At 32.1% G+C, this 21,891-nt stretch carries 17 protein-coding genes; 9 read left to right on the top strand and 8 right to left on the bottom strand.

The genetic code is table 11. The annotated features are described in order from the left end of the window. The first annotated feature begins 221 nt into the window (after window positions 1–221). A complete protein-coding gene (locus tag ABD715_RS02180; protein WP_344786427.1) occupies window positions 222–2,768 on the top strand; it encodes an ATP-dependent Clp protease ATP-binding subunit in 2,547 nt (848 codons plus the stop codon). A 114-nt stretch (window positions 2,769–2,882) separates the two neighbouring features. On the opposite strand, the gene ABD715_RS02175 is transcribed toward ABD715_RS02180, so the two are convergent. Together ABD715_RS02175 and ABD715_RS02170 are read right to left on the bottom strand one after the other, a co-directional pair. Beyond that, window positions 2,883–4,271, bottom strand: coding sequence for an MFS transporter (locus ABD715_RS02175; protein WP_344786426.1), 1,389 nt, complete (start codon window positions 4,269–4,271; stop codon window positions 2,883–2,885). Between the two features lie 156 nt (window positions 4,272–4,427). Then, window positions 4,428–5,243 (bottom strand): M48 family metallopeptidase, encoded by an 816-nt coding sequence (locus tag ABD715_RS02170; RefSeq protein ID WP_344786425.1) that lies wholly within the window; start codon window positions 5,241–5,243, stop codon window positions 4,428–4,430. Window positions 5,244–5,402: 159 nt separating this feature from the next. On the opposite strand from ABD715_RS02170, the gene msrB reads away from it, so the two are divergent. After that, the gene (gene msrB, locus ABD715_RS02165; RefSeq protein WP_344786424.1) at window positions 5,403–5,870 is read left to right on the top strand and encodes a peptide-methionine (R)-S-oxide reductase MsrB; all 468 of its coding nucleotides are present in this window, start codon (window positions 5,403–5,405) and stop codon (window positions 5,868–5,870) included. 13 nt (window positions 5,871–5,883) lie between these two features. Continuing rightward, entirely contained in the window at window positions 5,884–6,435 is a 552-nt protein-coding gene (locus ABD715_RS02160; protein ID WP_344786423.1) for a DUF1572 family protein, read from the top strand. A gap of 23 nt (window positions 6,436–6,458) precedes the next feature. Here ABD715_RS02160 and ABD715_RS02155 read toward each other — a convergent pair whose 3' ends face one another. Then, complete coding sequence (locus ABD715_RS02155) at window positions 6,459–7,748, bottom strand: NAD(P)/FAD-dependent oxidoreductase (RefSeq protein WP_344786422.1); 1,290 nt, start codon at window positions 7,746–7,748, stop codon at window positions 6,459–6,461. 105 nt (window positions 7,749–7,853) lie between these two features. Between ABD715_RS02155 and lpdA the strand changes: the two genes are divergently transcribed. Beyond that, complete coding sequence (gene lpdA / locus ABD715_RS02150; protein WP_344786421.1) at window positions 7,854–9,230, top strand: dihydrolipoyl dehydrogenase; 1,377 nt, start codon at window positions 7,854–7,856, stop codon at window positions 9,228–9,230. A gap of 72 nt (window positions 9,231–9,302) precedes the next feature. Here the strand turns inward: lpdA and aroQ are convergent, their stop codons facing one another. Both aroQ and ABD715_RS02140 read right to left on the bottom strand, forming a co-directional pair. Beyond that, window positions 9,303–9,719 carry a type II 3-dehydroquinate dehydratase gene (gene aroQ / locus ABD715_RS02145; RefSeq protein ID WP_344786420.1) on the bottom strand — a complete coding sequence of 139 codons (417 nt, stop codon included), beginning with the start codon at window positions 9,717–9,719 and terminating at the stop codon, window positions 9,303–9,305. A gap of 82 nt (window positions 9,720–9,801) precedes the next feature. Beyond that, window positions 9,802–10,296 carry an outer membrane beta-barrel protein gene (locus ABD715_RS02140; protein ID WP_344786419.1) on the bottom strand — a complete coding sequence of 165 codons (495 nt, stop codon included), beginning with the start codon at window positions 10,294–10,296 and terminating at the stop codon, window positions 9,802–9,804. A gap of 334 nt (window positions 10,297–10,630) precedes the next feature. On the opposite strand from ABD715_RS02140, the gene ABD715_RS02135 reads away from it, so the two are divergent. The 3 genes from ABD715_RS02135 to ABD715_RS02125 all read left to right on the top strand — a co-directional run bounded on the left by ABD715_RS02135 (window position 10,631) and on the right by ABD715_RS02125 (window position 17,322). Continuing rightward, the gene (locus ABD715_RS02135) at window positions 10,631–11,041 is read left to right on the top strand and encodes a hypothetical protein (RefSeq protein WP_344786418.1); all 411 of its coding nucleotides are present in this window, start codon (window positions 10,631–10,633) and stop codon (window positions 11,039–11,041) included. Window positions 11,042–11,087: 46 nt separating this feature from the next. Continuing rightward, window positions 11,088–16,058 (top strand): DUF4132 domain-containing protein, encoded by a 4,971-nt coding sequence (locus tag ABD715_RS02130; RefSeq protein ID WP_344786417.1) that lies wholly within the window; start codon window positions 11,088–11,090, stop codon window positions 16,056–16,058. A gap of 214 nt (window positions 16,059–16,272) precedes the next feature. After that, entirely contained in the window at window positions 16,273–17,322 is a 1,050-nt protein-coding gene (locus ABD715_RS02125; RefSeq protein WP_344786416.1) for a serine hydrolase domain-containing protein, read from the top strand. 89 nt (window positions 17,323–17,411) lie between these two features. On the opposite strand, the gene ppgK is transcribed toward ABD715_RS02125, so the two are convergent. Next, window positions 17,412–18,161, bottom strand: coding sequence for a polyphosphate--glucose phosphotransferase (gene ppgK, locus ABD715_RS02120; RefSeq protein ID WP_344786415.1), 750 nt, complete (start codon window positions 18,159–18,161; stop codon window positions 17,412–17,414). 336 nt (window positions 18,162–18,497) lie between these two features. Between ppgK and ABD715_RS02115 the strand changes: the two genes are divergently transcribed. Both ABD715_RS02115 and ABD715_RS02110 read left to right on the top strand, forming a co-directional pair. Continuing rightward, window positions 18,498–18,947, top strand: coding sequence for a GNAT family N-acetyltransferase (locus ABD715_RS02115; protein WP_344786414.1), 450 nt, complete (start codon window positions 18,498–18,500; stop codon window positions 18,945–18,947). Between the two features lie 96 nt (window positions 18,948–19,043). Next, window positions 19,044–19,511, top strand: a complete 468-nt coding sequence (locus ABD715_RS02110) for a DUF423 domain-containing protein (RefSeq protein WP_344786413.1) — start codon at window positions 19,044–19,046, stop codon at window positions 19,509–19,511. A 189-nt stretch (window positions 19,512–19,700) separates the two neighbouring features. Here the strand turns inward: ABD715_RS02110 and ABD715_RS02105 are convergent, their stop codons facing one another. Together ABD715_RS02105 and ABD715_RS02100 are read right to left on the bottom strand one after the other, a co-directional pair. Then, complete coding sequence (locus ABD715_RS02105; RefSeq protein ID WP_344786412.1) at window positions 19,701–20,648, bottom strand: phosphoribosylaminoimidazolesuccinocarboxamide synthase; 948 nt, start codon at window positions 20,646–20,648, stop codon at window positions 19,701–19,703. A 166-nt stretch (window positions 20,649–20,814) separates the two neighbouring features. Then, entirely contained in the window at window positions 20,815–21,768 is a 954-nt protein-coding gene (locus ABD715_RS02100) for a PhoH family protein (RefSeq protein WP_344786411.1), read from the bottom strand. Window positions 21,769–21,891 lie beyond the last annotated feature (123 nt).

The raw sequence follows: 21,891 nt of genomic DNA, 5'->3' as shown, positions 1-21,891 counted from the left end.
GCTAATATAGTAATTTCGTTAGTGAGAATAAATGATCTTAGTTAAATTTTAGGACTATTTATTAACAATTTTTAATCCCTTTTTGGTTAATAACTATGCATGCATAAATTTTGATTTAATAAACTTTTTTTCGTCAATTAGCAACTTTAGCTATAATTTAAGGTATAGTTTTTGCCTTAGATAAAATGTTTTAGTATTTTTAATGCAGAAAGGAACCTATTATGGATGACAATTTTTCCCCAAGAGTAAAAGATGTAATTGCTTATAGCAAAGAAGAAGCCCTAAGATTAGGACACGATTTTATTGGTACAGAACATTTAATGCTCGGACTTTTACGAGATGGTAATGGCAAAGCAATAAATATTTTGAATGCACTAGATATAGACTTAAATCATTTAAGGCGTAAAGTCGAGATTTTAAGTCCTGCAAACCCTAATATTACCACTGCTTCTAACCAAAAAAAGAATTTACATTTAACAAGACAAGCAGAACGCGCTTTAAAAACAACGTTTTTAGAGGCCAAACTATTTCAAAGTACATCAATAAATACAGCACATTTGCTATTATGTATTTTAAGAAATGAAAACGACCCCACTACTAAGCTTTTAAATAAATTAAAAGTTGACTACGATAATGTTAAAGAACAATTTAAATCTATGATTACAAACGATAATGACTATATAGAGCCTAAAGCAGAATCTTTTCAAGATGATGATGCAAGCTCTGAAGATGCTCCAAAAGACAATGTATTTAATAGTCCAACAGGAAAGACTAACAAGAAATCTAAAACACCCGTTTTAGATAATTTTGGACGCGATTTAACAGCTTTTGCCGAAGAAGGAAAGTTAGACCCTGTTGTTGGTAGAGAAAAGGAAATACAACGCGTGTCTCAAATTTTAAGCAGACGCAAAAAAAACAACCCACTTTTAATTGGAGAACCTGGTGTTGGTAAATCTGCCATTGCAGAAGGTTTAGCATTAAGAATTGTTAAACGAAAAGTATCGCGTATTTTATTTAATAAACGCGTAGTTACTTTAGACTTAGCAAGCTTAGTTGCAGGAACCAAATATAGAGGACAGTTTGAAGAACGTATGAAAGCTGTAATGAACGAACTTGAAAAAAATGACGATGTTATTTTATTTATTGACGAAATTCATACCATAGTTGGAGCAGGCGGAGCAACAGGAAGTTTAGATGCTTCTAACATGTTTAAACCAGCCTTAGCAAGAGGCGAAATACAATGTATTGGTGCTACTACTCTAGACGAGTACAGACAATATATTGAAAAAGATGGTGCCTTAGAAAGACGTTTTCAAAAGGTTATTGTTGAGCCTACTAGCGTTGATGAAACCATAGAAATATTAAACAATATTAAAGGTAAATACGAAGAACACCATAATGTTGATTATACACCAGAAGCTATTGAAGCTTGTGTAAAATTAACTAATAGGTACATGACAGAACGTTTTTTACCAGACAAAGCTATTGATGCTTTAGACGAAGCAGGTTCTCGAGTGCATATTACCAACATAGATGTGCCAAAACAAATTATTGAGTTAGAAAAACAACTAGAAGACATTAAGGAAACTAAAAATGCTGTTGTTAGAAAACAAAAATATGAGGAAGCTGCTAAACTTAGAGATGACGAAAAACGCATTGAAAAAGAACTAAGCATTGCTCAAGAAAAATGGGAAGAAGACACAAAACAACATAGAGAAATAGTAACAGAAGACAATGTTGCCGATGTTATTTCTATGATGACAGGTGTACCTGTTAATAGAATTGCGCAAACAGAAATTAATAAACTTGCCGAATTACCACAATTAATAAAAGGAAAAGTAATTGGTCAAGACGAAGCTGTAGCAAAAGTTGTTAAAGCGATACAACGTAACCGTGCAGGACTAAAAGACCCTAACAAACCTATTGGTTCTTTTATATTTTTAGGACAAACTGGTGTTGGTAAAACGCAGCTAGCAAAAGTACTTTCTAAAGAATTATTTGACTCTGAAGACTCGCTTGTTAGAATTGACATGAGTGAATACATGGAAAAATTCGCCATTTCTAGATTGGTAGGTGCGCCTCCAGGATACGTAGGCTACGAAGAAGGCGGACAACTTACAGAAAAAGTAAGACGTAAACCTTATGCTGTTATTCTTTTAGATGAAATTGAAAAAGCACACCCAGATGTATTTAATATGCTTTTACAAGTTTTAGACGATGGACATTTAACCGATAGCCTTGGCAGAAAAATTGATTTTAGAAACACGATAATTATCATGACTTCTAACATTGGTGCACGTAAACTTAAAGATTTCGGAACAGGAATTGGTTTTGGTACTGCTTCGCAAAAAGCACAAGAAGATGCTAATGCTGTTAAGGTTATAGAAAATGCCCTAAAAAAATCTTTTGCTCCAGAATTCTTGAACAGAATAGACGATGTTGTTGTTTTTAATGCTCTAGAAAAAGCAGACATAAACAAAATTATAGATATCGAATTAGAAAAACTTTTAGCTAGAATTAAAGGTTTAGGATACAATCTAACCATTACAGAAAGTGCGAAAGATTATATTGCAGACAAAGGTTTTGATAAACAATATGGTGCAAGACCACTTAAAAGAGCCATTCAAAAATATGTAGAAGATGCTTTAGCAGAAGAAATTGTAGCTTCTCATCTTCAAGATGGTGATAATATTAAAATTGATTTAGATACAAAATCTGAAGAGCTTAGTATTTCTATCGAAAAAGCAGAAAAGCCTGCAGAATCTTAATATAAAATCAAACTCATAAAAAATCCGTTTTCAAATTGAAAACGGATTTTTTTTTACTCTATTTTTCTAAAATCTATCTTTCTAAAAAGACAAAGTGCATCTGTTTAATATTCTTTATTGTACATGCTTTTCTTTTTCTGGTACTCGATACAACAATACAATTCCAAATAAAAAGAAAATAAATAAAAACAAAATAGCATTACGCATGCTACCAGTAACCTGATCTATAGTTGCAAAAATTACCATACCTATAACAATACCAATTTTTTCTGCTACATCATAAAAACTAAAATAAGAAGTTGTATCCTCCGTCTCAGGTAAAAATTTAGAATACGTAGATCGTGCTAAAGACTGCACACCACCCATTACCAAGCCTACAAAACCTGCTGCTATATAAAACTGTATAGGCGTTTGCATAAAATAAGCATAAAAACACAAAGCCATCCAGATAAAATTCACAACTATAAGTGTTTTAATATTACCAAATCTAGAAGATGCTTTAGATGTTAAAATAGCTCCCAAAATAGCAACCAATTGTATTACTAAAATACTTACTATTAATCCTGTTGTTTTTTCGCTAGCACCACCCCAATCAATCTCTTCTTCTCCAAAATAAACCGCTACAAGCATAATGGTTTGCACTGCCATACTAAAAACAAAAAAAGCATACAAATAACGCTTTAATCTTAAATTTTGTTTAAGCTGTCTCCACACCAATCGCAATTCTTTTAAGCCATTAAAAACCACTGCTTTTGTTACCTTATGTCCTTTAGATGAACCAGCTGGTAAAAAATAAAAAGAGTATTGACTAAACAAAGCCCACCAAACACCAACTGTTATAAAAGCTATTTTCATCGCTTTAAAAGAAGCAGCATCTTTAGCTTTTTTTAATGCCATCATAATATCTTCTTCACTTCCCGTTTTTCTTATCGCATCATCTATACTTATATCAAAACCAAACCAATCTGGCTTCATTACCATAGCTAAATTTATAATCAATAAAATAACACTACCAATATATCCCATCGAAAAGCCTCGTGCACTAATTTTATCTTGCTGTTCTGGAAAAGCAATATCTGGCAAATACGAATTGTAAAAAACTAAACTTCCCCAATAACCTATTAACCCCATAAAATAAAACATTAAACTTAAATGTATATGCTCTAAACTAAAGGTGTACAAACCAATACAACCTACGCTACCTACATAGCAAAAAAACTTTAAGAAATTCTTTTTATTACCTACATAATCTGCAATACCAGATAGTATAGGCGAAGTTATTGCTACTACCAAAAAAGTAAATGCAGTAACAAAAGTTATTAGCGCAGTACTTTTAAATTCTGTACCAAAAGCTTGAACTGTTTTAATTTCTGAAAGAAATAATGCCGAATAAAAAATTGGAAATATAGAAGAAGCAATGGTTAAAGTATATACCGAATTTGCCCAATCGTAAAACGCCCAAGCATTTAACAGTTTTTTACTTCCTTTTTCTAATTTTACCATACGCAATATCTATTTAGGTCTTTTTTCTATCAAATTAATAAAACCTAAACTCATGACTCTTTAAAAATAAGCAAGGAATTATTGTACAAAAAAAGCTGCTCGTTTTGAGCAGCTTCTAAAGTAATCAAATATTTTTATTTGAATGCTATTTATTTTCTATCTAAACGATGTAACGCCAAACTTTTTAGCTTCTTCTTTAGCCTTTGGAGCCAATGCAGTAAGATTTGCAATTCTAGAATCGTTTGATGGGTGCGTGCTTAGCATTTCTGGTGGTGCTTCTCCTCCACTATTAGCCTTCATACGCTTCCATAAATCGGCTGCTTCACTTGGGTCATAACCCGCAATAGCCATTAAATACACACCTATTTTATCTGCTTCAGTTTCATGACTTCTACTAAAAGGTAACATACCTAAAACATTAGATCCTACTCCATAATATTGGTTAAAAGCATTTCTTGTTTGCTCATCCTTAATAGCCACATTTCCTGCTACAGCTAAACCTTGCTGTAAATAACCAGCACTCATACGTTGCTGTCCGTGGTTTGCTAATGCATGAGCCACCTCGTGCCCCATAATTGCTGCAACACCTGTTTCTCCATCAGCAATTGGTAAAATACCTGTATAAAAAACGATTTTTCCTCCTGGCATACACCAAGCATTTACCGTTTTATCGTCTACCAAATTATACTCCCATTTATAGTCATTTAAATACCCTTGATGCCCATTAGCATTTAACCAACGCTCTGCAGCAACAGCAATACGTTGCCCTACTCTAGTTATCATTTCGGCATCTTTTGTTCCTGTTACTACTTTATTTTCTGTTAAAAATTGACCATATTGAGCAAAAGCACTAGGAAACAATTGCGAATTAGGCACCAATGCCATAGTCTTTTTTCCTGTAAATGGATTAGTAGCACAAGCTGTAACTATAGCTGCTGCACCAATTAATATAAGCGTATGTTTTATCTTCATTTTTCTAGGGTTTATAGGTTATAAAAATACAAAATTTGTATCTTGTAATAAGTAAGACACAACTTTTTTTTAGAAGTCACCCAATAAAGTATATTTAGAATTCAATGTTATGTTTTCTTAATGTTCTCGACTTAAGTAACAAAACAAACCATATTTAGCATGAAAAAAATATTTATAGTCGCTTTAACTTTCTTTTTTTTTAATTGTAAAGGAAACGCCCAAAAGGAAAATAAAACTTATAAAATATCTAAAACCGAAGCTGAGTGGAAATCTGAATTAACAGACATGGAATTTTATGTTTTAAGAAAAGCGGGAACAGAGCGTGCTTTTTCTAGTGCTTTAAATAAAAATGACAACAAAGGTGTGTATACTTGTAAAGCCTGTAATACGCCTTTATTTAAAAGTGAAAACAAATTTGATTCTGGAACAGGTTGGCCCAGTTTTGATCAAGAAATAAAGGGTAATGTAGAATTTTCTACCGATTACGATTTAGGTTATGCTAGAACCGAAGAACACTGTGCTACATGCGGTGGCCATTTAGGTCATGTTTTTAACGATGGACCAAGAAAAACAACTGGTAAACGCCATTGCATTAACGGTGTAGCTTTAAAATTTATAGCTAACTAATACATTAAATTATTTGGAATCGTATTTATCAAGTGTAATTAAACAGTTTGAATATTATAAAAGTTTAGGCGACAAAACTTTCGAGCAATTGCCTTTTAATGCTTTGCAAAAAGAATATGTACCAGGCACAAATTCAATCTCTATAATTGTAAACCATATGGCTGGTAATATGCTTAGCCGGTGGACTAATTTTTTAACTGAAGATGGTGAAAAAACATGGAGGCATCGCGATTTAGAATTTGAAGAAAAATATACGAATAAAACAGAATTAATTGCAGCATGGAACACGGGATGGGCTTGCTTATTTAATGCTATTAACTTACTTGATAAAACCGATTTAGAACGCCTTATTTACATTAGAAACCAAGGCCATACGGTTACAGAAGCCTTAAACAGGCAGTTAACACACTACGGTTACCATACTGGGCAAATTGTACTTTTAGGCAAACTTATAAAAGGAAAATCTTGGATAACTTTATCTATACCTAAAGGGGACTCTATTAAATATAACAAAGAAAAATTTGGCAAGCATAAAAGCAAACGTCATTTTACAGACGATTTATAAATTTAAAAAAAAGCTAAAAAACACTAATCGTCCACTTTGTTTTTGTTTTTAAAAGGGCGAATAATTAAACGTGCTTCTCTATCAAAACGTATATAATTGTACACCCAATTTACAAAAACCACCATTCTGTTTCTAAAACCTATTAAGAAAAAAAGATGTACAAACATCCAAACAAACCAAGCAAAAACACCTTGAAATTTAAATTTAGGCATATCTACTACAGCCTTATTTCGGCCAACGGTAGCCATAGAACCTTTGTCTTTGTAAACAAAAGGTTGCATAGTTTTATCTTCTATTAGGTTTAAAATATTTTCGCCTAACTGTTCCCCTTGTTGTATAGCTGGTTGTGCCATCATGGGATGACCGTATGGGTTTTCTTCACTTTCCATACATGCCACATCTCCAATAGCAAAAATATGCTTAAACCCCTTTACCTGATTAAAATTATTTACCAAAAGCCTGCTACCCCTACTTACAAAATTATTAGCATCCAAGCCTTTAATAACCGCTCCTTTTACACCTGCAGCCCAAACCACAGTAGAGCTTTGAAAAACTAAATCGGTATTTGTTATTACATTTTTACCATCATAATTAGTTACCCTAACATTTTTCCAGATATGCACACCTAACTTTTCTAAAAAATCTTCGGCCTTTGCAGACGCTTTATCGCTCATACCTTTTAAAAGACATCCGCTAGATTGTATAATATTTATTTGTGCTAAACGTGTATCTAAATCTGGATAATCCTTAGGTAAAATACCTTTTTTAATTTCTGCTAGAGCACCAGCTAGTTCAACACCTGTAGGACCTCCACCAACAATAACAAAATTCATAAGAGCATTTCGCTCATTTAAATCCGACGTTAATAGAGCTTCTTCAAAATTTTCAAGAATTAAACTTCTTAAATTTAAAGATTGTGGTATGGTTTTCATGGCCATACTATGTTTTTCTATTTCAGAATTGCCAAAATAATTGGTTTTAGACCCTGAAGCAACTACAAGATAATCAAACTTTAGAGCTCCTATATTAGTGTCTACACTATTATTTTCTGTATCTATTTGTTTAACATCGGCTAATCTGAAATGAAAATTAGGGAAATCTTTTAATATTTTACGAATAGGATAAGCTATAGAATCTGGTTCTAAACCTCCTGTAGACACCTGATATAAAAGCGGTTGAAACGTATGGTAGTTATGTTTATCAAGTAATACAACTTGCACTTCTTGTTTAGATAATTTTTTTGCTAAAGAAACTCCAGCAAAACCTCCACCTATAATAACAATTCGAGGAAAACTCGTTCTTGGTATGTTCATATATATAATGTTGCAACGCAAAGGTAGTAAAAGATATAAATTTATAGGTTTCTAAATTCTTTATTCAAAATCGATTTCGTAAATTCGTAACCTAAAAATTAACAAATGAGTAAATACGATATTATTGTTCTTGGAAGTGGACCTGGTGGTTATGTAGCAGCTATTAGAGCTTCTCAATTAGGTTTAAAAACTGCTGTTATTGAAAAAAGCGAACTAGGAGGTATATGCTTAAACTGGGGTTGTATTCCTACAAAGGCTTTACTAAAGTCTGCCCAAGTATTTGAATACCTTAAACATGCCGAAGACTATGGTTTAAAAGTTGAAGGAGCAGATTATGATTTTGACGCTATTGTTAAACGTAGTCGTGGTGTTGCAGATGGTATGAGTAAGGGTGTTCAATTTTTAATGAAAAAAAATAAAATTGATATTATTTCTGGTTACGGAAAACTAAAACCAGGAAAAAAGATAGATGTTGACGGTACAGAATATAGCGCTAACAATATTATTATTGCTACTGGTGCTAGATCTAGAGAGTTACCAAGTTTACCTCAAGATGGTAAAAAAGTAATTGGTTATAGAGAAGCCATGAGCTTACCTAAACAGCCTAAAAAATTAATTGTTGTTGGTTCTGGTGCTATTGGAGTAGAATTTGCAGATTTTTACAACTCTATAGGTACAGAAGTAACTATTGTAGAATATTTACCAAACGTTGTTCCTGTAGAAGACAAAGATGTATCTAAATTATTAGAGCGTTCTTTTACTAAAAAAGGCATTAAAATTATGACTTCGGCCGAAGTAACATCTGTTGATACATCTGGAGACGGTGTTAAAGCTCATGTAAAAACAAGTAAAGGCGAAGAAATTCTTGAAGCCGATGTAGTTTTATCTGCAGTAGGTATTAAATCTAACATAGAGAATATTGGTTTAGAAGACGTAGGTATTGTTGTTGATAGAGACAAAATAATTGTAAACGATTTTTACCAAACAAACATTCCTGGATATTTTGCCATAGGCGATGTAACTCCCGGACAAGCATTAGCACACGTTGCTTCTGCTGAGGGTATTTTATGTGTAGAAAAAATTGCTGGCGAACATGTTGAAGCCTTAGATTACGGAAACATACCTGGTTGTACTTACTGTACTCCAGAAATTGCTTCTGTTGGTTTAACCGAGCAGCAAGCTAAAGATAAAGGTATTGATATTAAAGTTGGAAAGTTTCCTTTCTTAGCATCTGGTAAAGCTAGTGCTGGAGGAAATAAAGAAGGTTTTGTAAAAGTAATTTTTGATGCAAAATATGGTGAATGGATTGGTTGCCATATGATTGGAGCTGGTGTAACAGATATGGTTGCAGAAGCTGTAGTTGCAAGAAAACTTGAAACAACTGGACACGAAATATTAAAAGCTGTACACCCTCATCCTACCATGAGTGAAGCTATTATGGAAGCTGTTGCTGATGCTTACGACGAGTGTATACATATATAAGCAAAACTAGAATTATAAAAAAAAGCGATTCAATATTATTGAATCGCTTTTTTTATGCTTTATCTTTTTATACTATAAAAAACTCTGAATAGCCAATTCGTAACTTTGTAAACCAAAACCAAGAATTACACCTTTGGCATTAGGAGAAATAAAAGAATGATGTCTAAATTCTTCTCTATTAAAAGTATTAGAAATATGCACCTCTACCACTGGTGTTTCTATAGCTTTAACAGCATCACCAATTCCAACAGATGTATGTGTATATGCTGCTGCATTTAATACAACACCATCAAAATTAAACCCTACTTCGTGTAATTTGTCTATAAGTTCGCCTTCGTTATTAGACTGAAAATAATCAATACTTACATCGGGGTATTTTTTTATTACCTCGTCGTAAAACTCCGTAAACGTTAAACTACCGTAAATATTTGGTTCTCTTTTACCTAAAAGATTTAGGTTTGGTCCGTTAATGATTATTAGTTTTTTCATGCTGTAAATATATTAAAATAGAAACAAAAAAAGGAAACCAAATGGCTTCCTTTTAATTATCATTTTATGTTATTACAATAAATTATAGAGCAAATTCTACACCTAAAGTTATTGTATTAAATCCTAATGTTACAGGCCCAGCATCAATACTTACACCTCTATAAGCTGCAACAATATCAAGAGATTCGTTTACACTGTATTGAACTCTTGGAGCATAATAAAACCCTCCATCATTACCATCATTAATACCTACTGCATAACCTAAATCTGTTCCAATAGTAAACTGATCAGAAATTGCAAAACGACCTGCAGCAGCTATTGGTAAAAACTGAACATCGTTAGTGTCAAAACCATCAACCTCTTTTGTAAAAGTTTGAGAAAAACCAGTTATAGCACCTACTTGAATTTGATCTGCAACATCCCATAAGTACGCAACATCTAATGCTAAATTAAAAGATGCCAAGTCACTAAAATCACCAGTAACTAAACCTGCATTAACTCCAGCTTTAAACTCTTGAGCATTTACACTTCCAATTGATAATACCGCAATAATTGATAATAAAAATAAATTTTTCATAATTTAAATTGTTTATTTTGTTTGTTTGTAAAGCAAACATATTATATTCATATAATATGCACAAGAAAAACCTTGATAAATATTAAGTCATATTCTTACGTTAAAAAAAGATTATATTCTTATCAAGAATAAATAAAACCATCTATTTATCAGTTAATTATAGCAATAATACTTTTTAAACAGCCATTTTATTACTCACTGATTTTCAGGTAGAAAAAGGGAACTTTGTGACTAAAAAATTTATCGATAAAAAGTAAAAGCCTAAATTATAAAAAAACAAAACTCTTCTTATATTGTACTAATATTCATCACATATAAATTATAGAAGCAAAATATGCTAACCATCCAGCTTAAGCGATTAGGTAAAAAGAAAATTAAAACACTTAATTTCGACATCGAAAAAACTCCAAAAACACTAGAAGAACTTATAGAGCAATGTGTTATATCTGAAATTAAAAAGTTTAACGACAAAAGAGAAAACCTGCAATTACAAGCTTTTCTTACCCCACAAAACATTCAAGAACAATCAGAAAAAGGAAAAATAGGTTTTGGAGCTATCGAAAATAAAACTTTAGCTATAAAGGCAGATGCTATTAGTAATGCCAAACAAAGCTTTCTAGATGGTTTATTTTTAGTTTTTATTAATGATAACGAAATAAAAGCACTAAATGAAACTATTATAATAGATAAAGAAAGTACGATTACTTTTATGCGCATGACCTTTTTATCTGGAACCTATTGGTAAAAAAACATATTAATTTATTGGCATTAAAAACACAACAACATTATATATGATTTCTAACGAACAAGCAGAAAAGTATTTAAAATCAAAAGAAAAAATAAAACTTACTAAAAGTTCGTTTCTATTATACTCAAAAAAATATCAGACTTTAGGGTTAATCATTTCTAAATTGTATCCAAGTAAGGTTAGCTATCCTAAATGGACTCCAAAATATACTGATGTTTTTGGAAACGATGCTTTATTTAATCCGTGGAAAACTAATGAAGGCTTAAAATTGGCTCGTGCTCTTTTTGGCGAAATACGCGCTCCATATATTGCAGATATTTGGGATTTAATAAACAAACTACCTTACCAACAAGGCTATAACAGACGCTCTTTTAGAAAAGTACCAGATACAGATTTAATTGAAAACAAAATTAAAATTTTGCAATATTTATGTATATCTGGAGTTAATTCTGGATTTGGCAGCATGTCTCTTTTCGAACAAATACAATATGATGTTTACCATCAAAACCATGCTCACGCTTATCTTATTGGTGTTGTTTTAGAAAAAGGAGGTGAAGATTTAGATGAATTAATTTCGGATATTATTAATGCTGAAGACGAAATTGGAGGTATTTCAAGATCTTTAATAAAAGGCTTACTACTTACAAAAAAACAAAAATATTGGGAGCAAGTTGGCAAACTTTTACTTGCGGCACAACGCCAAGAAGGTTTACGACAAACCATTTTAGAGAGTCTTGACGAAACCCAAATTGGCGCTTTAAAGTATATGGTTACTATAATTTTAGAAAACGACTTAATGCGTTTTAGCAGTGTTGTTCGAGCTGTAGATACCTGGTTTGGTTTTGGCTGGGAAGCTCCTAAAAAAGCTACTATTAAGAGGGTTTTAGAGCTTAGCCTGCATTTATTAGAAAACAAAACCGATATAGATAAAGCGCTAGAGAGTAAAGATTTTTTAGAAATATACGTTGCTCTTTGGGTACTTGGTATAGAAGAGGTTGACCAAGCCAACGTTAAAGCTCTAAACTTACTTTATACCAATACAAATAAAAACATAAAGTTACTAGCTCTATTTTTTGTTAGAGAAACAGAAAGAACAAACATTAGCTTGGTGCCATACATGGAAAAAGAGTTTGGCAAAGACATAGAGCTAGACTATTGGATGTTAGCCAACAGCCCTAAATTCGAGCTTAAAGATGCTATGTTTAAAAGCATTAAAGCACATGCCGATGCTTTACCTGCAAAAGGTAAAACTTTTGAAAGCGTTGTATTTTCATGGAAAAACTACACAATTACACCAAAAACTTTTTATGACATATTAATTAGAAATGCAAGCGAGATACAATCTGAGATTTTAGCTCAAAATATAAGTGCTATAGCTTCAGATTCTAGAGAAGCATTTATTAGAAAACTATTTCCAGATCATTATACATATTATTGGAATATAAGCACACAAAAGAAAAGCACCCCGATAAATTCTAAAAACTTAGGCTGGAAACGCCATGTTGCACATCAAGCTATACAAGACAGAAATCAATCGGTCATGGCTACAGGAATTCGTCTTTTTTATGCCATGGAGTTGCAAGATGAAGAACTAGATATTCTAGAAAAAATACTAGAACGTAAAAATAAATATTTACGAGAAGCTAGTATTCAATTACTTATAAAACAGCCTGAGACTATTGTAAAAAAACGTACCAACAATTTAATAGTTTCTAAAAAAATAGATCAGCGATTAGCAGGTTTAGAGGTTTTAACTATTCTAGACGAAAAACAATTATACACCAATTATGTAACAGAACAAGTAGCTAGTTACAACGAAAGAACCAGCCTTAATAAAAACGAACAAATTTTTTTAGATAAGTTTTCTAACACTACAAACGCTCTAAGTTTTACTAATGGTTTTGGAGCTATAGACTATAATAATTTATCGCCACTAATAAAGCTTAAAACAAAATTTCCTGAGAAAAAAAATATTTTAAACAGTTTACTAGGAAAAAAAGACCGTATAATTTCTAGATTTATTGATGAGGATAAAACAGTTAAATCTATTAATAAGCTTATTCTTCTTTTTGAAAACAATAAGGATTTTGAATATCAGCACGAAGGTTATCAAGGCGAAATAGAAACAACGCTTCTATCAAAACATATTACAACTATTACAAAAAACAAGGATGCCACTCCTTTAGAAAAACTAAATAATTTACCCCTAGCCCACATTTGGATAGATTGGTACAACCAAAGCAAACTAAACGATTATGAAATGCATGCTGCAATGCATTATGCTCATGAATTTACAAACCCGTATGGAGTTTATGGCGCTTTAATTCCGTATTATAAAAAATACATTCCTAAATTAGATGGTTTAAATTTAAAAAAAGAACATTTTTATTACAGTATAAACCGTAAAATTTACACCATACTAAATCATTTATCTAATGCGTATGTAGACCAAAACACCTTGTCTTGTTTTAAATTAGACCTTTTAGAAGATGCCATTGCAAATTTTCCTGAAGCATTAAAAACTAAAAATCTAGACACTAATAAATGGCGAGTAAACAACATGTTTTGGTGCGATGTATTACTGTATAATAACTTTTTTAGTATTGACGAGACTCTAAACATTGAAAACAAAAAAAGATATTGGCAATTACAAAACTATTTAATGGCGCAAAGTTTAGGACACCCTAAGCACATTACTATTTTAAAAGATGCTTTAGGCGCACCAATAAAAAAACGAAATTTCCCTCGCCCATCAGAAAGAGATACGTTTCAATTGTATAATAACAATACCATTACAAAAGACGATGTTTTACTAAATACCATATTATCTGAGTCTAGATTGTTTTCTTTGGATAGCCAACATGCAAAAAATAAACCCTACAAAGAAACACTTAATTTACCTTTCGAAATTTTTAAACCTTTAAAAAAGAATTTACTTCAAATAGAATTAGAGCGTGGAGAATTAGAAACTGAAGCATCAAAATACATTAATAAATTTTATAATGTAGAAGGCGCTCATTATCTATTTGAAGTATTAGAACGTTTAGGAAAAACTAATTTTGAACGAGGCTACTCGTACAACCACACAAGTAAAACAAGTACCTTTAGCGCTATTATTAAAGGCTGTATACCTAGTGATACCGATACATTCGAGAGTTTCTCAGAACAATTAAAAACATCTAAAATAACCAAAACCAGACTTATAGAAGTAGCTTGTTATGCTACGCAATGGGCCAATTGGATTGGGCGTTACTTAAAATTAGACAAACTAGAAGCTGCGGTTTGGTGGTTTCATGCACATAGCTCTGAATATATGAGTGCCGAAAAAGAAACGCTTATTTCAAGATATTCAGACGTTGCCATAGAGCAATTTAAAAAAGGAAGTTTAGATATAGATTGGTTTTACAATGTATATTCAGACTTAGGAAAAGCCAATTGGAAATTGTTACATAATGCCTCAAAATACATTTCGCATGGTTTAGCTCACAAGCAAATAAAACTATACTCTAGTGTTTTATTAAATGAAGTTAAAATTACCGAAACGCTTAAAAAAATTAAAGACAAACGCGATAAAGATTATGTACGCGCATTAGGCTTAATACCTCTAAGCAAAGTAAACCCAGAAAACGATTTACTTAAACGATACGATTTGCTGCAAACCTTTTTAAAAGAAAGTAAACAATTTGGATCGCAGCGTCAAGAAAGCGAAAAAAATGCGGTAGAGATTGGTTTAGAAAACCTATCTAGAAACGCGGGTTATAAAGATAGTGTACGCTTTAGTTGGGCTATGGAGTCTAAAGCTGCACAAAAAATAATGGATAATGCAACGGTTACTATTGATGATACTATAATTAAATTAATAGTAGATAGTAACGGAAAAGCTAGTTTAAAGGTCGAAAAGAATGGAAAAACTCAAAAATCCATTCCTAAAAAGCATCAAAAAAACAAAGCAGTTTTAAACTTAAAAAACAATAAAACATATCTTAGTAAGCAATATTCTAGAACGCGCTTGTCTCTAGAAAAAGCTATGATTAACGAAGATGCTTTTTCTAAAAAAGAGCTAGAAAACATCATGAGTCATCCTGTTGTAAATCCGTTATTAAGCAAGCTCGTTTTATTTAATAAAGCGACTAACAGTTCTGGTTTTTGGCAAAACAGCCAATTACTAGATAGTGATGATAAACTGCACCAATTACATGCAGACGATACACTAGTTATTGCCCATCCATCGCATTTATATCAAGCTGTACAATGGGATTTATACCAACGTTTTGCTTTCGACAAAAAACTTGTACAACCATTTAAACAAATATTTAGAGAGCTTTATGTTATTACAGATAACGAAAAAGAAACCAGTAACAGATCGCAACGTTACCAAGGTCACCAAATTCAGCCTAAAAAAACCATAGCCTTATTGCGCGGACGAGGTTGGACTATTAATTACGAAGAAGGTTTGCAAAAGGTATACCATAAACAAGGCTTTATGGCGTCTATGCACGCGCTTGCAGATTGGTACTCGCCAGCAGATATAGAAGCACCAACACTAGAATATGTTGCTTTTACCTCTTTAAAAAATTACGAATCCATTCCGTTAGCATCCATAAACCCTCTAATTTTTAGTGAAGTTATGCGCGATATAGATTTAGTGGTAAGTGTAGCTCATGTTGGAGGTGTGGACCCCGAAGCAAGCCATAGCACTATGGAAATGCGAGCTGTGTTAGCTAAAGAGTCTGCAAGATTATTTAAATTAGACAACATAGAAGTAAAAGAACGCCATATACTTGTAAAAGGAAAACTAGGCAATTACAGCATACATTTAGGAAGTGGAAACATAAGCAAAGACGGATTATTTTTATCTATTCTACCTGTACACAGCCAACATCGGGGACGTTTATTTTTACCTTTTGTTGATGAGGATCCAAAATCGGCCGAAATTATATCGAAAATGAAACTATTGGCTGAAGACAATAAAATACAAGACCCCACGATTTTAGCCCAAATTAACAAAAAGTAAATACGCTTTTTAATCTAGAAAAGAAATAAAAAACAAGATCTTGCCAAAGCAAGGTCTTGTTTTTTTTAACATACCACCCACACTTATTTTTTTTAATTTAAAGAGCAGTACAATAAGGTATTAACCAATTCATACTATAAAAACAACAATTGGGTAGTTTGCTTTTCTACAAACAAAATGATTACCTTTAATTTGCTTATTAAATGTATTAAACATGAAAAATAAAGCACGCAACATATTTAGAATTGTATTATTTACATCAACTATAATTTCGATGTTTTATGTACCATGGATTTTAGTTTGGGCATGGATATTACCCTTACCAAATACCATTCAAGAAGAGGTAAATGCAACTATAAAGCATGGTTTTGATGGTATGATTGTTTATGTAGAGCAAACAGGTAAAGTTCCCGAATTTTATACTGGCGGATACCATAATAAAGCACAAAAAACACCTGCAAACCCTAATGCATTATTTAAAATAGCGAGTATTAGCAAATTATACGTTGCTGTTGCTATTTCCAAATTAGTTAAAGCCAAACGTTTAGATTTAAACAAACCTCTAGCCTATTACTTCCCCGAGCTTATAGATAGAATACAATACGCAGATAAAATAACATTAAAACATATGGTACAACATCGTAGCGGTATTCCTAATTTTACAAACTATCCAGATTATTGGTCAAATCCGCCAGAAAATGCAGAACAAACTCTAAGCATAATACTCGATCTACCTGCATCGTTTAAACCCAACGAAGATTACGAATATTCTAACACTAATTATTTGCTACTTTCTCAAATTATAGATCAAGTTTTAGGCTATAGCCATCAGCAATATATTAAAGACAAAATTTTAACTCCTTTAAATTTAAAAAACACTTTTTTCTCTATAAAAGATGTTAATATAGATGATGTTATGAGCGGTTATCACGTTGGCTACGAACCCGATTTAAAAACCGAGGATCAAGGTATGCTAGCCACCGCACAAGATGTTGGCATATTTTTAAGAGCCTTAAACAATGGCACTGTTTTTAATGCAGGTGAACAAGATATTTATACCTCTATTTACGAATACAACCACGGTGGTTTAGTACCTGGTTACCAAAGTCTAGCAGAATATTACAAAGCTATTGACGCAGTAGTGGTTCAGTTTACAAACACCACTAATTTTGAAGGTTATAATTGGAATCTATCTCAAATTTCGATAGGACGAATAAAAAAAATACTTCAAAAAAAAACATCAGGAATAAAAGAGAAGCATTAAAATATTACATTTCAAAAAAAAGACCTTCTAAACAAGGTCTTTTATATTTTTAAGACTAAACTATTTAGTTTTAGTTTTTTTATTTAGTTTTAATCTTTAGGAGCTTCATGCAATGCAGCAGCTGCAGCGCCTATAATTCCTGCATGATTACCAAGTTCTGCTGGTAAAACAGGCGTTTTTATTTTAATTTGTTTCTTGTAAGCCTCAAAATCTTTAGAGCTACCACCACCAAGAATAATTAAATCTGGACAAGTAATTATTTCTACCAATTCTAAAAATTTATTAAAACGTTTACCCCAATCTTTATAGCTTAATCCGTCTCTTTCTTTAGCAGAATTAGAGGCATACTCCTCTATTTTTTTATATTTTTTATATGGTATTTGTCCCAACTCAAAATTAGGAAGCAACTCCCCATTAAAAAATGCACCGCTACCCAATCCAGTGCCTATGGTAAGCATCATTACCAAGCCTTGTTTACCTTTACCAATACCATAATTCATAACCGCATAACCAGCAGCATCGGCATCGTTAATAACAGTAACAGGCAATTTGCAAGCATCAGAGAAAAGCGCTTTAGCATTTACACCCAACCAATCTTTATGTAAATTACCCGTAGCCATACAAACTCCATGCTTTATAATGGTAGGAAAACCAACACCTACAGGTCCATTATACTCAAAATGCTCTACAATTTTCTTAAAAACTTTTGCCATTTCTTCTGGCTTTCTAGATTTTGGTGTTGGTATTCTAAACCGCTTAGTTATCATTTCGCCAGTAATGGCGTTTACTAGCGCGCCTTTCATTCCTGTACCTCCAATATCTATTCCTAGAACATTCATTCGTGTGTCTTTTAAAATTTCTTAAAAATAAGAAAAGTTATTTTATTTGATGACTCAAGTTCTGCGTGAATAATTATTTACACCTTATACGCCTTTACAAGTGATACATTTCTACTTTTTATTTATAAAATTGATTAATGCTAGTTTGCAAATTGTGATTAAGCTAGAGGTGTTATACATTTTAAACAACAAAGTCTGCCAATCATAAATTTGACGTTTTTAAAGTTTAACAAAAAACAAAATATTATATTTGATTTAGTTATAATTTTAGGGTTAGGTTTACGCAATATCCTATATTTCTTAAATCTACTTTTAGCATTAATAAAAAAAACTAAATTGGAAATTAGAGAAACACATAGAAATAAGTATACTATTTCAACAGACAAGAGTAGGTTAGATGTTTTAAGCATTCACAAATTTCTTGCAAACGAAACTGATTGGGCTAACGGAATTCCAATCAATACTTTAAAAACATCAATAGAAAACTCTTTAAATTTTGGGCTTTATTACGAAAACAAGCAAATTGGTTTTGCTAGAATAATTTCTGATTATTCAACTATTGCATATTTAGGAGATGTATATATATTAAAAGATCATAGAGGAAATGGGTTAAGTAAATGGTTAATTAATGAAATAATGATACACCCAAACCTTCAAGGATTAAGAAGATGGATTTTATTGACAGATACAGCTGAATGGCTTTATAAAAAATTTGGTTTTAATGCATTGCCACACCCAGAATTTTACATGGAAAAACATAATCCAAATGTATACATCAAAAAATAAATTTTCGCTTAAATAAAACAAATAGCTAAATTTATTTAAAGCATTAATTTTCGTATCTTTCACTATACCAATGGCAAACATAAAAAACACTATAATATGAAAACATGGAGTTTTAAATTAAAAAACATCCCTAAAGAGGTTAGTAAGAAATTAGAATTGGAGCTTAGCGCTATTGGCGGATTTGTTTTTAATACGAATAGTACAAAAGATAATTTACTAACGTTTAAAATGCGAAAAAGAATTCTTTATCCATGGTATATCGTATTCCAAAATTGGACTATTGTTAATGGTGAATTGTTTAAAAATGATACCGAAAATAGTACCGATGTAGAAATTACTTTTAATCAACACTTTTTAATAAAATTTATAATATTTACTCATATTATTTTAGGTTTAGGTTTTCTTGCTGCCATAATTTCTGGAATAAGCATAAACCCTTCTATGTATTTTCTTGGAGGAACGGTCTTTGCATTAGGCTTAGTTTTATGGGTTGTATTACAAAAAAAAATTGAAAAAGATATTCAAAAATATAAAGCGTTAATTACAAAAATACTTGAGCCTTAAAAAAACGTTTACCCACATTTAAAATAACATCTCTATTTAGAACTTAACCAAAAATTATTCTGCAGTAAAAGTTTATAAACCCGAATAAAAAATAAGTGTTAAGCCTAATTTTAAAAAATATAAGAATTTATAAAACCAAAAGACCTTGCAAATGCAAGGTCTTTTGGTTTTTATTAAATAATGCAATTGCTACTTTAAATAAGCAACTACATTTTTTTCTATACGGTCTTGTATGTTAGAAACGTCTGCTTTTACAAAAGTTTCTCCAGTTATGTTTTCGTAAAGTTCTATATAGCGCTCGCTTACAGATGTAATATACTCGTCGCTCATGTGCGGTACCGTTTGCCCTTCTAAGCCTTGAAAATTGTTTGCTATTAACCATTGTCGTACAAACTCTTTAGACAACTGCTTTTGGGCTTCTCCTTTATTTTGACGCTCTTGATAACCATTGGCATAAAAATAACGAGAAGAGTCTGGTGTGTGTATTTCGTCTATTAAAACAATTTTACCGTCTTTAGTTTTACCAAATTCGTATTTGGTATCGACTAAAATTAAACCACGAGAAGCAGCTATTTCTGTTCCGCGTTTAAATAATTTGCGAGTATAATCTTCTAAAATAATATAATCTGCTTCGCTTACAATACCTTTTGCCAAAATATCTTCGCGAGAAATATCTTCGTCGTGATCTCCCATTTCTGCTTTTGTAGCTGGTGTAATAATAGGACTTGGAAACTTATCGTTTTCTTTCATTCCTTCTGGCATAGGTACACCACAAAGCATACGTTTTCCTGCTTTGTACTCGCGTGCTGCATGCCCAGACATATAACCACGAATTACCATTTCTACTTTAAAGGGTTCGCATAAGTGGCCTACTGCTACATTTGGGTCTGGTGTTGCTGTTAACCAATTTGGTACTATATCTTGTGTTGCAGCCATCATTTTTGTGGCTATTTGGTTTAGTATTTGCCCTTTGTATGGTATTCCTTTTGGCATAACAACATCGAAGGCCGATAGCCTGTCTGTTGCTACCATAACCAACGCTTCGTCGTTAATGTTATAAACTGCTCTTACTTTTCCTTTGTATAGGCTTTTTTGTCCTGGAAAATTGAAATTAGTGTCTATTATTGTGTTACTCATTTTAATTGCTTTTGGCTCTTAGCTTATTTTTAGTTACTATGCCCTAGCCCAGATTGAGGCTTTGTTGAAGCTCTTTTTGTGTTGTTGCACTTATGCAACACAAAAAAGCGACTGCCGAAAGCTGGAAATAGCTTCTAATTATTTTTATTGTTTTTTATAACTTAAATTAATCGTTGTTTTCTATGGCTTTGTAGGCTTCTATTACCTTTTTAACCAATTTATGGCGTATTACATCTTTATCGTCTAGAAATATCATACCTACACCTTCTACGTTTTTAAGTATTAAAAGGGCTTCTTTTAATCCAGAAATGGTACGTCGTGGTAAATCTATTTGCCCAGGATCTCCTGTTAATAAAAATTTAGCGTTTTTGCCCATACGTGTTAAAAACATTTTCATTTGGGCATGGGTGGTGTTTTGCCCTTCGTCTAAAATTACAAAGGCATTATCTAGCGTACGCCCACGCATAAAGGCTAATGGTGCTATTTGTATAGTACCTTTCTCTATGTAATGTGCTAATTTTTCTGGGGCAATCATATCACGTAATGCGTCGTATAAAGGTTGCATGTACGGGTCTAGTTTTTCTTGTAAATCGCCTGGTAAGAATCCTAAATTCTCACCTGCCTCTACCGCTGGTCTTGTTAAAATAATACGCTTTACTTCTTTATTTTTTAAGGCTTGAACTGCCAATGCTACACCTGTATAGGTTTTACCTGTTCCTGCAGGGCCTATGGCAAAAACCATATCGTTTTTATGCATAAGCTCTACCATTTTACGTTGGTTTGCTGTTTGCGCTTTTATTAATTTACCGCCTACGCCATGTACTATTACTTCGCCACTTTTAGAGGATGTTTTATAATCTTCGCTACTTTGACTTGTTAAAACGCGCTCGATAGCGTTCTCGTCTAACTTATTGTATTTTGCAAAGTGCTTTAATAGCATGGTTATTCGCCTATCGAACTCTTCGAGTAGTTCTTCGTCTCCAAAGGCTTTTATTTCGTTGCCTCTTGCTACAATTTTTAGCTTTGGAAAGTATTTTTTAAGAAGTTCTATGTTTACATTTTGTGCTCCAAAAAACTCTTTTGGAGAAATTTCTTCAAGTTGAATGATGATTTCGTTCAAAGGCGTGGTTTTAGGTTTATAAAATTAATCTTTAATCTAAAATAAATTTACAGAGATAAAATGATTTATTAGATTTGTAATCTATATTCGTAAAACTCAAAAATACATAATTTTGAGTGACCA

The organism is Postechiella marina, assembly GCF_039538365.1.
Taxonomy (GTDB): Bacteria; Bacteroidota; Bacteroidia; order Flavobacteriales; family Flavobacteriaceae; genus Postechiella; species Postechiella marina.
Note: the sequence above shows the minus strand (reverse complement) of the source record. Positions and strands in the feature narration are given on the sequence as shown.